The sequence below is a fragment of the Rhizobium sp. BK049 genome, assembly GCF_014193135.1.
Lineage (GTDB): Bacteria > Pseudomonadota > Alphaproteobacteria > Rhizobiales > Rhizobiaceae > Rhizobium.
Map to the genome: position 1 here is coordinate 1 of NZ_JACHYV010000051.1, position 13,020 is coordinate 13,020.

At 61.5% G+C, this 13,020-nt stretch carries 16 protein-coding genes and 1 pseudogene; 1 reads left to right on the forward strand and 16 read right to left on the reverse strand.

Annotated elements, in window-relative coordinates; translation table 11 throughout:
- Positions 1 to 399 precede the first annotated feature (399 nt).
- The 5 genes from FHT70_RS29460 to FHT70_RS29480 all read right to left on the reverse strand — a co-directional run bounded on the left by FHT70_RS29460 (position 400) and on the right by FHT70_RS29480 (position 3,474).
- Positions 400 to 744 carry a hypothetical protein gene (locus tag FHT70_RS29460; RefSeq protein ID WP_097596884.1) on the reverse strand — a complete coding sequence of 115 codons (345 nt, stop codon included), beginning with the start codon at positions 742 to 744 and terminating at the stop codon, positions 400 to 402.
- 167 nt (positions 745 to 911) lie between these two features.
- Positions 912 to 1,217 (reverse strand): hypothetical protein, encoded by a 306-nt coding sequence (locus tag FHT70_RS29465; RefSeq protein ID WP_085778850.1) that lies wholly within the window; start codon positions 1,215 to 1,217, stop codon positions 912 to 914.
- A gap of 338 nt (positions 1,218 to 1,555) precedes the next feature.
- The gene (locus FHT70_RS29470) at positions 1,556 to 1,978 is read right to left on the reverse strand and encodes a secondary thiamine-phosphate synthase enzyme YjbQ (protein WP_097596885.1); all 423 of its coding nucleotides are present in this window, start codon (positions 1,976 to 1,978) and stop codon (positions 1,556 to 1,558) included.
- Positions 1,979 to 2,076: 98 nt separating this feature from the next.
- Positions 2,077 to 2,676: a DUF922 domain-containing protein gene (locus FHT70_RS29475; RefSeq protein WP_183706681.1), complete on the reverse strand. Its 600-nt coding sequence runs from the start codon at positions 2,674 to 2,676 to the stop codon at positions 2,077 to 2,079.
- Between the two features lie 78 nt (positions 2,677 to 2,754).
- Positions 2,755 to 3,474 carry a Crp/Fnr family transcriptional regulator gene (locus FHT70_RS29480; RefSeq protein ID WP_183706682.1) on the reverse strand — a complete coding sequence of 240 codons (720 nt, stop codon included), beginning with the start codon at positions 3,472 to 3,474 and terminating at the stop codon, positions 2,755 to 2,757.
- A 132-nt stretch (positions 3,475 to 3,606) separates the two neighbouring features.
- Here FHT70_RS29480 and FHT70_RS29485 point away from each other — a divergent pair, with 132 nt between their 5' ends.
- Complete coding sequence (locus tag FHT70_RS29485) at positions 3,607 to 3,852, forward strand: hypothetical protein (protein WP_011426184.1); 246 nt, start codon at positions 3,607 to 3,609, stop codon at positions 3,850 to 3,852.
- Between the two features lie 216 nt (positions 3,853 to 4,068).
- On the opposite strand, the gene FHT70_RS29490 is transcribed toward FHT70_RS29485, so the two are convergent.
- The 11 genes and pseudogenes from FHT70_RS29490 to FHT70_RS30130 form a co-directional block, all read right to left on the reverse strand.
- Positions 4,069 to 4,299 carry a hypothetical protein gene (locus tag FHT70_RS29490; protein ID WP_020921849.1) on the reverse strand — a complete coding sequence of 77 codons (231 nt, stop codon included), beginning with the start codon at positions 4,297 to 4,299 and terminating at the stop codon, positions 4,069 to 4,071.
- An 87-nt stretch (positions 4,300 to 4,386) separates the two neighbouring features.
- Complete coding sequence (locus FHT70_RS29495) at positions 4,387 to 4,785, reverse strand: DUF427 domain-containing protein (protein ID WP_183706683.1); 399 nt, start codon at positions 4,783 to 4,785, stop codon at positions 4,387 to 4,389.
- 79 nt (positions 4,786 to 4,864) lie between these two features.
- On the reverse strand, positions 4,865 to 5,563 hold the full coding sequence (locus tag FHT70_RS29500) for a phenylalanine--tRNA ligase beta subunit-related protein (RefSeq protein WP_183706684.1): 699 nt from the start codon (positions 5,561 to 5,563) through the stop codon (positions 4,865 to 4,867).
- A 2-nt stretch (positions 5,564 to 5,565) separates the two neighbouring features.
- On the reverse strand, positions 5,566 to 6,459 hold the full coding sequence (locus FHT70_RS29505) for a DMT family transporter (protein WP_183706685.1): 894 nt from the start codon (positions 6,457 to 6,459) through the stop codon (positions 5,566 to 5,568).
- Between the two features lie 260 nt (positions 6,460 to 6,719).
- A pseudogene (locus FHT70_RS29510) lies at positions 6,720 to 7,514 on the reverse strand (AraC family transcriptional regulator).
- Between the two features lie 60 nt (positions 7,515 to 7,574).
- Positions 7,575 to 8,360 (reverse strand): APH(3')-II family aminoglycoside O-phosphotransferase, encoded by a 786-nt coding sequence (locus tag FHT70_RS29515; protein ID WP_281411817.1) that lies wholly within the window; start codon positions 8,358 to 8,360, stop codon positions 7,575 to 7,577.
- Complete coding sequence (locus FHT70_RS29520) at positions 8,357 to 8,518, reverse strand: hypothetical protein (protein WP_176536208.1); 162 nt, start codon at positions 8,516 to 8,518, stop codon at positions 8,357 to 8,359. Before FHT70_RS29520 ends, FHT70_RS29515 begins: the two co-directional genes overlap by 4 nt.
- A 104-nt stretch (positions 8,519 to 8,622) precedes the next feature.
- Positions 8,623 to 9,717, reverse strand: coding sequence for a DUF930 domain-containing protein (locus FHT70_RS29525; protein ID WP_097596920.1), 1,095 nt, complete (start codon positions 9,715 to 9,717; stop codon positions 8,623 to 8,625).
- Between the two features lie 144 nt (positions 9,718 to 9,861).
- Positions 9,862 to 10,155: a GYD domain-containing protein gene (locus FHT70_RS29530; RefSeq protein ID WP_011426192.1), complete on the reverse strand. Its 294-nt coding sequence runs from the start codon at positions 10,153 to 10,155 to the stop codon at positions 9,862 to 9,864.
- A 243-nt stretch (positions 10,156 to 10,398) separates the two neighbouring features.
- The gene (gene rpoD / locus FHT70_RS29535; RefSeq protein ID WP_011426193.1) at positions 10,399 to 12,456 is read right to left on the reverse strand and encodes an RNA polymerase sigma factor RpoD; all 2,058 of its coding nucleotides are present in this window, start codon (positions 12,454 to 12,456) and stop codon (positions 10,399 to 10,401) included.
- 346 nt (positions 12,457 to 12,802) lie between these two features.
- A partial coding sequence (locus FHT70_RS30130) for a hypothetical protein (RefSeq protein ID WP_210282995.1) occupies positions 12,803 to 13,020 on the reverse strand: 218 nt, incomplete at its 5' end.

Here is a 13,020-nt window from a genome sequence, read left to right on the forward strand (position 1 = left end):
CACAAATGGCATCGGAAGCCCTCCCTCCGACACACTATGACTTGTCGACCATCAACCCGGTTCATTCTGTCAGGTATCAGCCCGGGCTGTACCCGCCGATGCCCCTCACCCTAACCCTCTCCCCGTTCTGACGGGGAGAGGGGACGTGCCCCACGAGAGCTCAGCGGGGAACAGAGAGCTAGCGAGATATCCCCTTCGGCCCGCCAGAGCGGGGAGAGGTGCCGGCAGGCGGATGAGGGCTGATCTCGTGATTTTCATCGACAGGACAGCCGCGGCACAAGGCCCAGGAAACGGAGCTCCTGCGTCTAAACTGAACGCCGCGCGCCCTTCCGGGCGCGCGGCTTTGGAATCTCACAAAGAAACCGCCCGTGCCGGTTCAGCGAGACGGGCGCAGGACAATCAACGGCGCAAAGCGGGGCAGCCGCGGACGTTGGCGAAGCTCATTTCATCGGGGCCGCGGCGGGTCCAGCCCTGAACGATGACGCGGCGCGGGGTGATGTCGACGACGCGCGGGCGGCGGAAGCCCCAATCGCGGGCGAGATCTTCCGCCAGCCGCGGATCGCAGCCGCGCGGGCGCCGGCCGAAGCCCGGCGGCGGAGGCGGACGGCGATAATCGCGCGGCGGATCACGATCCTGATCGCCGATAATGATACTAAATTGAGCGGCCGCCGGGACCACCGTGCCGGCAAGAGTGCCTGCGGCAAGCATGGCGGCAAGACCCGCCTTTGCCAGAAACTGCATCATCGAAAAACCTTTCGTTCCATAGTCGGTGCGGTCGAGCCGCCCTCCCCACTCTCCGCATCACGCCGAGGCGTCAGTGGAATCACTTATACAAATCGGAGAAGAGACGGCTGAAAGTGTCGCCGTCAAGGCGAAAGGGCAAGCGCACATAGGCGCTTGCCGTGCAATTTTCAACGCCGGATCAGCGGGCAGCCGCGGACATTGGCGAAGACCATCCTGTCCCAGCCGCGACGATCGCGCCCGGCGACGACGACGACACGCGGCGACATGCGGGTGATGTGGGCTCTGCGCAGGCCGAAATCGCGCGCCTTGTTCACGGCGTGCATCGGCGAGCAGCCGCGGATTGGACGATAATATTGCGCCTCGACGATGAAGTTTGTCTGCGGCCCTGCGGCTGCCGCCGTGGAAACAGTGGCCGGAATGGATGAGAGGGCGAGCACTGCGGCAAGGCAAGCCTTGGTGAGGAAATGCGTCATGGAGTGTCTCCGTCGATTGGTCTTTTAAGCTCTCCCATAAGGGATTGCCTCGACACTAAATGCGGCAAGCTGAATGCTGTTCGAACCGACCATTCAGTTTGCATTCACAAGAAGATGAGCGGTTTTTGACGGCTCTTCTTTCGATCGGGATTCGCGTGATCTCTCGTCTGAAGGAGATCGCTCATCACCCGCCCCCTCCTTCGAGGCTCCGGCCTATGGCCTAGGCGCCTGAGGATGAGGGCTGATCGTGGTGCCATGGGGCTGGTGGGCTGATCGGTGTGCCGCGTGGCCGATGGCTGATCGCCGTGCCATAGCCTCGGCAAGGACGCACGGCGCTCTCAGGCCCCGAGATGCAGCACGATTTCGCGCTGGTGCGGCCGGTCGCGGTGTTCGAAGAGATACAGGCCCTGCCAGGTGCCGAGCGTCAAGCGTCCCCTGGCGACCGGAATGCCGATCGACACCTGCGTCAGCGCCGCTTTGATATGCGCCGGCATGTCGTCCGGCCCCTCGGCCCTGTGCACGATCCAGCCCATCGATGGGTCGGAGGCCGGCGGCACGAGCCGACGGAAGAAGGCGAGAAGATCGGTGCGCACGTCGGGATCGGCATTTTCCTGGATCAGCAGTGAACAGGATGTGTGGCGCACGAAGACGGTGAGAAGCCCCTCGTCCCGTCCCGAGGCGCTGACGAAGGCCTCCGCCTGATCGGTGAATTCGTAAAGTCCCTGGCCGCGAGTGGACAGGGTGAGGATTGTCTGGGGCACGGGCATTCTCCGTCTCGCAATGACATTGTCCGCGAGTTGGCGCGCCGTGACGGCCAAGTCAATGGCCGTCGCATGGGCAGATCGATGCCCGCCATCGGCTAAGGCCCATTCACCAGCTTGAGGATGAGCTGCTGGATATTGCCGCCGTCGCCCATTTCGACCTTGTCGAAGTCGCGGCCGCGCTGGCGCTGCTTTGCGGAAATCTCGCCGAGGCGTCGGGTCAGTTCGACCCTGATCTTCTTGCAGTCGGGGTCGTCGGCAACGGTGAAGCCGACGCTCATCGCCTCGATTTCCTTAACCATGTCCTTGATGGTTTCGCCGTGCACCCGCTCATGCGCGGCAACGCCTGAAATGAAGCCATCCCAGCTGGTCTTGACGGCTGGCGGCAGCGGGGCCGAGGGCTTAGGCAGTGTGTAGGTGATGATGAGCTTCGGCCGGTTGGTGACGATGGCGCAGGCATTGCCCTGCGGCTCGTACTTGCGGGTCCAGGTGAGCTTAAACGTTGTATGCGCGATGATCCTGCCCGTCACGCCGGCTTTGGGGCCCTGTGCCCCGATCGATTGATAAAGTTCGGCGCCGGTCTTGCCTGAAATCGAATAGGGCCGCACCTCCTCGATCGCCTGCCATTCGCTCTGCGCCGCGGCCGGTAATGCGGAGAAAACTGCCGCCAATAGGTTGGGTAGAAAAGTCTTCGTCACGCATCGTCCCGCCAAGTGATTCCCGCCACCCTAACGGCGCCGTTCCTCCCTTTCAACGCGCATGCGATGCGGCAGATATCAGCGCGGCTCTCTGGAGATGCTGAGATAGGCGGGGTCGAATTCGGCGATCTCCTGCAGGCGTTCCCAATCGACGATGGTGATCGTTCGGTTCTCCCAGGTGAAGGCGCCCTCGCGCCTGAGAGCCTGCAGCGTCTTGTTGAGGTGGACCACCGATATGCCGAGCACGTCCGCCATCTCGATCTGCGTCAGCGGAAACTGAAAGCTTTCGCCCCGGGTGCGTCTGACGACCTTCAGCCGCATGAAGAGTTCGCAGACGAGATGGGCGATGTGGGCGCGTTTGGAGCGCCGCCCCATGGCGACGATCCATTCCCGGTGAATGGCGCCGTCGACCAGCGTGTCGAGCCAAAGCAGCCGCGTCAAATGCGGCATGCGCTCGGTGATCGCCCTCAAGTCGGCATGATCGGCCAAAGCGACGTGGCAGGGTGAGAGCGCAACGATGCCATGATCCATTACCTTGACGGGAAAAGCATGGAGGTCGACAAAGTCGCCGGCAACATGAAGTGCGGTGATCTGCCGGCTGCCGTCCGCCATCACCTTGTAGCGCGCCGCGAACCCATCGAGCAGCAGCGTGCTGAAGGGCGGCCGGCTGCCTTGGGAAACGAGATCTTCTCCGACGGCGAATTGCCTGTCCTTGACGAGGATCGACCGAAGAAGGTTTTCCTCCTCGTTTGATAGCACATCACGGCTTCCAAGGTTCAGCAACAAGGGTTCAATCACGGTCCTGTCTCCCGCTATCGCAAGGGCTCGGGGCCGTCTCGGTGCAACCTGTATTTTCTATAGGAATCAAGGCCTAGCCTCGGGAACAATTGTCTTCATTGGTTATTTCCTCTCTGACGCGCAGGAAAGAACATGGCTCGCTACTATTTCGATCTACACAACGGGGAAGGTCCGACCCGCGACGAGCACGGCACCGAGCTCAAATCTCGTGAAGACATCCCCAAAGAGGTGACCCGCATCCTGCTGGACGTGGCGCGAGACGAATTGCCGGCAGGTGACCGCATGACGATTGCCGTTACCGTCCGCGACGAGCGCGGCGATCCTGTCACAGTCGCCAGTCTCGTCTTCAGCAATGAATGGGTCGACGTCATTCGATGACGGCCTCTGGATGCCGGCGGGTCCCATATAGGCATCAATCCAACTGTTCGATGGATGCGCTCTAGCTCCTTGCTTTCATGCATGTCGTCATCCGCACACTTCCGGGAGCGACATGCATTAAGACCCACCCCGGCGGGCGGCAATTAAATTTGACATAGTTCCGCGAGTGGCCCGAAAGCGTCGACGGGCATTTCTCCGGTTGAGGTCCGATCGCTTCTATTTCGCGATCTCTTCCAGAATCAGCCGAATTTCCGCAAGCGGTTTGCGGCTTTCGTCGAAAAGTTCGACCGAAAGCATGTTCAAAGGCGCAGTGGGCAGGCCTTCGGCTGCCATTTCCGCGAGGACCCTTCGCGCCTCTGCCTTGGCAGCCTCGACGGATTCGAATTCGTATCCGGTCTCGGTGCCGACACCATCGCGATCGAAGAGCTGGAAGTGGAATTTCGGCACGGCATGCTCCTTCGATGATGCCCCTAACGATGCTGAAGGCGACAGGTTCCGGCCGAACGATTTTCAGCGCCCGCCATCCGGCGATCCTCAGAAAGCGCCGGCCTCGGGCGAAGCCAATTCCTCGATTGCGTCGACACGGTCGGGATAGAAGGCGAGATGGTCCTTGATGTTGCTGACGGCGGCATGCGGGGCTTCGTAGGTCCAAACCGCGTTCTCGGAGCGTTTGCCGCCCAAAGCAATACTGTAATAAGAGGCATCGCCCTTGTAAGGGCAATGTGTGGCGTGATCGGTGCGCTGAAGCAGCGACATATCGACATCCCTGCGAGGGATATACTGGACCGGCGGATAGGAAGCCTCGCGCAGCGTCAGCGCGTTGCGGCTGTCGGCAATCGTCCGGCCGGCGACGGTGACGACGACGCGGCAGGGATTGTGCTCGACGGTGATCGGATGGTCCGGCCCGGGAATCTTGATCGACTTGTCCAACATGGGTTCGTCTCCAGAAGATAGGATGCCCCTGAGATAGGGCGCGCATGCCGCCGGCCCAACCCCCGAGCGTTTCCTTCCCTTACACCTGGAATGCGAAACGCGGCGATGCCTGACTGAGGGCGGCGGTCGCCGCTGTCACCGACCAGTGACGCGCGAGCGCATCCGCGAGCGTCGCAACCAAGCTGGCGGTCTCCTCGCCGGCCCCGGCATGCAGCGCCTCGGCGACGATCAGCACCGAGCGCGTCGTCTCCCGCACCGCCGACAGGCCGCTCTGCCGGTTCGTCCAGCGGCGGGCATGTGCTCTGCCTTCGTCATCCGCGAAGATCACCTCGTCCGGCAACGGATATTCGCTTTGACCGCTGAAGGTGAGATAGGTCTCATGCCCCGTTGCATGCCGCACCTGGAGATCGCCGGCAATGTTTTCCGTGTCGAAGACGGCGACAGGAATGGCAAATGCGAGCGAAATCGCATTGCAGAGATCGATGAGCGGATGAAGGCGCGGCAGGGCGTGCTCCTGGCGGAAGCGGCGCAGAAGCGCCTCGGAGGCCGAGCGATACTGCGTCGGCTTCAAGCCCATGCGGGAAAAGCCGCGCCGCCACGCCTGGATCTCCGGGAATTCGCTTTCCTGGGCTTCAGCCAGGCGGGCCTCGGCAATCGCGCTGAAACTTGCGATTGCCTCTTCGACGTCAGCTGCCGCATGAATGCCTTCGGCAAAAAGCGCGCCGGCGGCAAGCTGCGGAAAAGCCTGCCATATCGCGTTGGAATGGCTGAACTTCATGATCATTTTCCTTCGATGAATTTCCTGTGGCTTCCTGCAATGGCGAGCCCGAACACGGCCGCCAGCACGCAGGCAATGCCGGCAATCTGGTTGAAGCCGATCGGCTCGCCGAGAATGACGAAAGCGAGCATGACGGCCGAAACCGGCGCAAGCGCGGTGAAGAGCGCGGCTTCGGTGCCGCTCACCCTCTCTGCCCCCGCATACCACAGCAGAAAGCCGCCGACGGTCGGCACCAGGGCATAATAGACGACTGCAGCGGCAGCACTGGCTGAAAACCCATGCGTGAGGGGCGCCTCGAAAATGGCCGGAACGATCGAGACGGCGAAGCCGATGCCGGTCATCAGCGTCGACTGGGCAAGCGGCGGAATGTCGACGGTCAGCCGCTTGTTCAACAGAATGAACAAGCCCTCGCAGATGACCGCGAGAAAAATCAGCAGATTGCCGGCTAGCGAACCGCCGGTCGCCTCCGGTGTGAAGGCGATCGAAAACACGCCGACGCTCGCCAGCGCCACGGCCAGAAGCAGGGCGCGCCCCGGCCGTTCGCGCAGCAGCAGGATCGAAACCGCCGCCGAGACCACCGGCAGCGTGCCGATGATGACGCCCGCATCGGCGGCCGAGGTCAGCCTGAGACCTGATATCAGCAGAGTCGTATATCCGACACTGCCGGCGCCGGCCTGAATGACGAGGATGAGACGGTCATGGCTGGAGAGCTTCGGCAACCCCGTTCCGCTTGCCCGCATCAGCAGGAAAAAGACGGGAAGAGCGAGGGCGAAGCGCAAGGCGGTGGCGGTGAAGGGCGGCAGTCCCGAAGCAATGATCTTGCTCGCGATGACAGTGCTGCCGACCGTCAGCATGGCCAGCGCCAGATAGAAATAGCCTTGAACCTGTCTCGACATTCCGCGCCTCCGATTGGATACGCCGAAGAAACAGCAGCGAGCGGTTCGGGTCTTGAACGAAATTGCAATTGTATGAACCAAAGCAAGGTGGCCAGCCTCGTCCTTCGAGGCCCCCGCGGGGCGCCTCAGGGTGAGGCTGGAGAGAGGTCGCAGGGCGCGGCACTCACGAACAGCCATCGCCCAATGCGGCCCTTGCGAGGCACGGGATGAGGCTGGAGAGAGGTGGCAGCGCGCGGCACCAGGAATCAGCCTTCCATCGCTCAGAGAAAAGCGCCGGCGTAAAGCCGCGGCGACAGGCCGTATTTGCGCACGAAGACGCGCGTCATGTGGCTCTGGTCGGCAAAGCCGCTGGCAAAGGCCGCTTCCGCAAGCGGCGTGCCCTCAGCGATCAGCCGCCGGGCGAGATGGATGCGAGCCTGGACAAGCTAGGCATGCGGCGTCAATCCGGTCGCCCTGGCGAAGCCGCGCAGCAGCTGGAAGCGGCTGAGGCCGCTTTCCCTGGAAAGATCGGCAAGCGAGACGGCGGCCAGAGGATCGTCGTCGATCAGATCCCGCGCCGCGCGGATGGATGACGGCACCAGCGGCCTCTCCTCGCTGCCGCCGCCTTCCCGCATGACATCGGCGACGAGTTGCAGAAGCAGTTCCTCGCAGAGCAGCCCGTCGGCAGCACTCGCGGTCACCGCGCAAAACAGCGTTCCGAAGCGGGCGGCGATCGCTGCATCGCGAATGACGGGATGGGGAATTTCCGAACGCCCTGTGCCGATCTCTTGCGAGAGGCCGGTGACGATCTCGGGATCGAAATAGAGGATGCGCCACGACCGGCGCTCGCCGATCGGCGCGCCGTCATGCACTTCGTTCGGATTGACGGTAATGATATCACCTGCCTCCGCCTCCACCATGCCGCGGCCGCTGAGCGATTTCTGCGCCCCCGACGACACGAGGCCGATGCCGAACTGCTCATGCGTGTGCCTGGCGAAACTGTGAGGCGTTTCGGCTTCCACCGCTTCGACGCCTGGAAGCGCCGAGCGCAGCATCCTGAACTGGTTTTTCGGCATTTGACGTCCGCAGGTCCGATGCCGGCAACTCTGCCAGCCGCGCCTTGATGACGCAACCGTCTAAAAGAACTCGTCGAGCAGTTGATAGTAACTGAGCCTTGCCGGATCGGGCGCCGGCAGGCCGTAATGATAGAGAAATGGCTGCACCAGCGCCTCGCCGAAATTATCGGCGATGCTGCGGCAGGCGAGCGCAATATCCTGATAGCGGTCGGCGACGCCGAGGCGGCTGCAATCGATATAGCCTGAGAATTGGCCGTGTAGAGCGACGAAGTTCGGCAGGCAGGCATCCCCATGGGTGACGACGAGATCCTCGCTGCCCGGCCTCATGCTCTCGAGCTCAGCAAAAAGCTCGGCGGCGCTCTTTCCCAGCCGGGCCGGATCGAAATTCTGCTCATCGACGATTCCAGTTTCCATACGCGCCCTGGCTACCGGCAGGCGCTTTTCCAGGCGGTGATCGAACGGACAGAAAGTGATCGGCAGACGATGAAGATCGAGCAGTGCCTCCGCCAGCAATTCGATGCGCGCCAGGGGCGCCAGCGCCGAAGCACTGGCGAGATCGGTTCCCGGCAGCGCGCTGAGCAGCAGCCAGTTACGTTCGCCGTCGCTTTCACAGGCGATCACCTCCGGGCAAGGCAGGCCGGAGTCCTTGAGCCAGGCGAGCCGGGCCGCCTCATCGGCAAGCTCGCCGAACGGCCCTACCGCCTCGACCTTCAGATAGAGCGCCGGCAGGCCCTCGCCTTCCAGGCGAAAGACGCTCGCGGCCGAACGGCCGAGCGCATCCCGCTCCATCCGGTAGCCAGACAGACGGGCAGCAAGCGGGCCAGGCAATCTCTCGAAAGATGTCAATGCAGCGTTTCGGCGGGCGCAGCTTCGACCAGGATCTCAAGAGCCTCTTCGAGGGCCGCAACCAGAATATCGGTCAGCTCGTCGCCTTTGTTTTCCAGGAACAGCGCGCTAACGGCTTCATCCTGGCGCTCAAGAAAACGCTCGATCTCGTTCGACATATCATTGTCCCTTCTTCACCGGAAACATCACGGCCAATGAGGAAAGGTTAGGTAGAGTTCCTTGCGCGTGGCTGGCTGCGAGACGACGAAGATCGCGGCGCGCTTTAGTCATCGATATCATATTTCGAATACTCGTTGCGGGGGATTCGTCCGCCGACCTGGTGAGCAAAGGACACCACTTTGGTAGCTCCCTCGTCCACCTCGCAACGGAAACGAACCTGGAACCAGCCCTTGGCTGTGCCAAAGGCTGCATCCTTCACGTCCAGAATCGTACCAGCCCGCAGGCCGAAACTCGGCAATGCGGAAGGGAAATAGGGCGGCGAGCCGTGAACAAGTTGACCCTGCAGCTCCGTGGTGCAAAGCGTCGCCACTCGCTGTTTTCGTGAAAGGCCATCCATCGCCGTTTGCGCAAATAGACTGCCATCGGCCGCCCGAGAAAATAGCGTTTTCGCCTCGGGCAGATCCTTGGTTTCAGAAACGGTTTTCGGCTTATCGGAGATGTTCTGCTCAGGCGGTTTGGCCGGCTCAATCGTCGTATTGGCTTCGCCGGAGGCTTCCGTCGGCGGCCCTTTGCTTTCCGGAGAAACGTCCATCGCAGCCACCTCCGGCAGCTTCACATCATCTGGCACGGGTTTTGATGGAGGCTCCTCAGCTTTGGGTTTTGCGTCAACAGTTCTTGTTGGCTCCTGCGTCGAGGCATCGTCGTGCTGGGGTGGAGTTGTTGCGGCTTTCTTTTCACCTTGAGAAGCATTTCCCGCCAGGGCCTTGTCAGGACCGCTAGTCCTATCTCCAAATTCAGTAACGGGTTTGAGGGTCTGCATGGGCTTCGGCTTGGCTTGCTCGACAGCTTTCCTTGCCGGTGGAGGCGGCGGTGGTGGTGGCGGAGGTTCCTTCTTAGCCTCTTGCGGCGGCTTCGGCTCCGGCGGCTTTTCCTCGGCCTTTTTCTCCTCCGGCTTCTTCTCCTCCGGCAGCGGGACGAGCTCGACCTTCACGCTCTCGTCTTCCGGAGGCTTCAGCTCCATCTTCGGCAAGCCGAAAATCAGAAGCGCAACGATCGGCACATGCAGAAGCACCGACGCGGCAACGCCCCAGCGGATTTCGGGCCGCCGTTTTGCCGTTTCGTGATTCGTCTCCGCCAAGTCCACTTCGTCTGTCACAGCAGCGATGTGGCCTTTAAAGCCGGCAGCATCAAGCCGCAAAAGCAAAAAACCTCGTGATCGCGCCGAAGCCATCCGCTGGCCAGTGCGCCATCCGTTCTCTTCTCGGACTTGGACAATGGGCCACCCACGAGCGGGGCCGAGGCCGCGCCCTTGATGGGGAGAGGCGCTGAAATTCTGCATGCGTTAGCTGAGCGAGCCGATGATCTCTCGATAGGCAGCCTCCGGGAATGCCTTCAGTGTCTGGGTGCGGACATTGCCGGCCATCGCCAGCGAAAGGCCAAATCGCGCCATGACGGCATCGTCAGGCGCTTCGCAGACAGCCACCATGTCGTGGCCGCCCATCGTCAGAAAGAACTGGTTGAAGGAGCCGCCCATGTCGCCAAGCAGTTTCTTCGCCGCATCCAGCCGTTTTGACGAGTCGCGAACAGTGCGCACGCCTTGGTCCGTCCAGTTGATCAACACAATGTAAGTGGTCATCTTGCACCTCCGAACGGAGGATTCGCCCGACACGGGCATGCGTCGGTCCTCGCTCGCGCACCGCGACCGATTTCTTCCCCCGTCGCCGGACTATAATCTTGTCACCACTGAGCGACAAGAAAGCCGCCGGGATCATTGGTATTAATCACAAAAGCAAAAGCCGGGCACGACGCCCGGCTTTCCAATCATCACGGCAATTGTCGAAACCTCAGCTGTCGAGGATCGAGCGCAGCTTGAAGTTTCTTAGCTGTCCAGAAAGCTTCTCAGCTTTCTCGAGCGGCTCGGATGCTTTAGCTTGCGCAACGCCTTCGCTTCGATCTGGCGGATACGTTCGCGGGTGACCGAGAACTGCTGGCCGACTTCTTCGAGCGTGTGGTCGGTGTTCATGCCGATGCCGAAGCGCATGCGCAGGACGCGCTCTTCGCGCGGCGTCAACGAGGCGAGAACGCGGGTCGTCGTCTCGCGCAGGTTCGCCTGGATGGCGGCATCGATCGGCAGCAGCGCGTTCTTGTCCTCGATGAAGTCGCCGAGATGCGAATCCTCTTCGTCGCCCACCGGGGTTTCAAGCGAGATCGGCTCCTTGGCGATCTTCAGGACCTTGCGGACCTTTTCGAGCGGCATGGCGAGCTTTTCGGCCAGTTCTTCCGGCGTCGGCTCGCGGCCGATCTCGTGGAGCATCTGGCGCGAGGTCCGGACGATCTTGTTGATCGTCTCGATCATATGCACCGGAATGCGGATCGTGCGGGCCTGGTCGGCGATCGAGCGGGTGATCGCTTGACGGATCCACCATGTTGCATAGGTCGAGAACTTGTAACCGCGGCGGTATTCGAACTTGTCGACCGCCTTCATCAGGCCGATATTGCCTTCCTGAATGAGGTCGAGGAACTGCAGGCCGCGGTTCGTGTACTTCTTGGCGATTGAAATGACGAGGCGAAGATTCGCTTCGACCATTTCCTTCTTGGCGATTCGGGCTTCGCGCTCGCCCTTCTGCACCATGTGCACGATGCGGCGGAATTCCGAGATCGAGATGCCGGTTTCCGTCGCGAGATTCTGGATCTCCTGGCGGATGTCGCGGATCGTCGTATTCTCCGCCTTGGCGAATTCCTTCCAGCCGCGAGCGGCCAGATTGCCGATCGACTTCATCCAATTCGGATCGAGCTCGGCGCCCTGATACTGCTCCAGGAAGGAGTCGCGCTTGACGCCGTAGGATTCGGCCAGACGCAGCAGGCGCCCTTCGTTCTGCACGAGGCGCTTGTTGATGTCGTAGAGCTGCTCGACCAGTGCATCGATGCGGTTCTGGTTGAGCGACAGCGACTTGACCGCCTTGATGAGCTCGTCCTTGAGCTCCTTGTAGCGGCGCTCTTGGGCGGAAGACAGCGTGCCGGTAGCGGCCAACCGCTGCTCGACCTGCTGGTCCTGCAGCTTGCGCAGCTTCTTGTAGGTCTCGGCGATGATGTCGAGCGTTTCCATGACCTGCGGGCGCAGCTCGGCTTCCATCGCCGCCAGCGACAGGTTGGATTCGTCCTCGTCCTCTTCCTCCTCTTCGGGAGGCAGGCCTTCGCCGCCGACATCGGTGATATCGTCGTCGCCGGAGCGGGCGCGCCGGGTCTTTTCCTTCTCTTCTGCCGCCTTGCGGTCGGCCTCGATCTTCTCGGGGCTCTGGAACTGCGGCGCTGCCTTGGCTTCCGGACCGGAGTAGGTCGTCTCGAGATCGATGATCTCGCGCAGCAGCGTCGTGCCTTCGTTGAGTTCGTCGCGCCAGATGATCAGGGCCTGGAAGGTCAGCGGGCTCTCACAGAGGCCCGCGATCATCGTCTCGCGGCCGGCTTCGATGCGCTTGGCGATTGCGATTTCGCCTTCGCGCGACAGAAGCTCCACCGAGCCCATCTCGCGCAGATACATGCGCACCGGGTCATCGGTACGGTCGGTCGGCTCTTTCTTCTTGGCGGTCGCAAGCGCGGTGCCGGCCGAAGGCGCGAGCTCGCCGCCTTCGCTGTCCTCATCGCCGCCGGCGTCGTCGTCATCGCCACCGCCGGAAGCACCGGCCTCTTCGGCTTCCTCGTCCTCGATGACGTTGATGCCCATGTCCGACAGCATCGACATCGTGTCTTCGATCTGCTCGGAGGTCACTTCTTCGGACGGCAGGACGGCGTTCAGCTCGTCCATCGTCACGTAGCCGCGCTTCTTGGCGGCCTTGATCATCTTCTTGACCGCGTCGTCGGAAAGATCGAGAAGAGGGCCGTCGCTTGCGCCGTCGCGTTCGACTTCCGCGTCTTCGTTCTCTTTGACCTTGGTTGCCATTTATATCGTCGCCTTCCTGACGCTATCCAATCTCGCTACGGTGAATGGGCCGTCTCAGGGCCTGACGCGCCGCTCGCGTCGCCCTTGAATCACCTGAGCCCACCTAACGGGATGACATTTAAAGTCTGATTAACCACGATCGCCGGTACCGGACAGCAAAGCTTTCTTGCCTTTGGATTTCCGGCCATGGTTGCGCGATCCGCCTTGACCCTGTTCACCGTTTCAACAAGTCGAACGGTGATTCCCACATTTTTTGTTCTCGTCAAGCTTTTCCAGCAAAAAAGCCCGCGAAAACTCGGAAAAAGCCTTATCCACAGGCTTTGAACCGCGGCTGCGATTGCGAACCTTATTTAAGAAGCAGCAAACAAAAGACAAGGGCGTCCGGAATTTTGCCCGCCGCCCCAGTTGTTCCGGCCATTTCCTGCAATTGTGCCGACGGTATATTCGCCCGATCCGGGCAAATATTGGCTAGAGCACGCTTCGATTTTTCAGAATCGCGGATTCGCAAATCAGCTGAAATATGATTCTCTGTCCTACCGGAAAAGGACGGCCGGCAAGGATGAC

What these genes read in the sequence shown, in the direction of transcription:
- FHT70_RS29505 (WP_183706685.1), bottom strand. Translation starts at nt 6,459, where the DNA reads ATGTCGAGACAGGTTCAAGGCTATTTCTATCTGGCGCTGGCCATGCTG.
- FHT70_RS29460 (WP_097596884.1), bottom strand. Translation starts at nt 744, where the DNA reads ATGATGCAGTTTCTGGCAAAGGCGGGTCTTGCCGCCATGCTTGCCGCA.
- FHT70_RS29495 (WP_183706683.1), bottom strand. Translation starts at nt 4,785, where the DNA reads ATGTTGGACAAGTCGATCAAGATTCCCGGGCCGGACCATCCGATCACC.
- FHT70_RS29465 (WP_085778850.1), bottom strand. Translation starts at nt 1,217, where the DNA reads ATGACGCATTTCCTCACCAAGGCTTGCCTTGCCGCAGTGCTCGCCCTC.
- FHT70_RS29530 (WP_011426192.1), bottom strand. Translation starts at nt 10,155, where the DNA reads ATGACCACTTACATTGTGTTGATCAACTGGACGGACCAAGGCGTGCGC.
- FHT70_RS29485 (WP_011426184.1), top strand. Translation starts at nt 3,607, where the DNA reads ATGGCTCGCTACTATTTCGATCTACACAACGGGGAAGGTCCGACCCGC.
- FHT70_RS29500 (WP_183706684.1), bottom strand. Translation starts at nt 5,563, where the DNA reads ATGAAGTTCAGCCATTCCAACGCGATATGGCAGGCTTTTCCGCAGCTT.
- rpoD (WP_011426193.1), bottom strand. Translation starts at nt 12,456, where the DNA reads ATGGCAACCAAGGTCAAAGAGAACGAAGACGCGGAAGTCGAACGCGAC.
- FHT70_RS29520 (WP_176536208.1), bottom strand. Translation starts at nt 8,518, where the DNA reads ATGTCGAACGAGATCGAGCGTTTTCTTGAGCGCCAGGATGAAGCCGTT.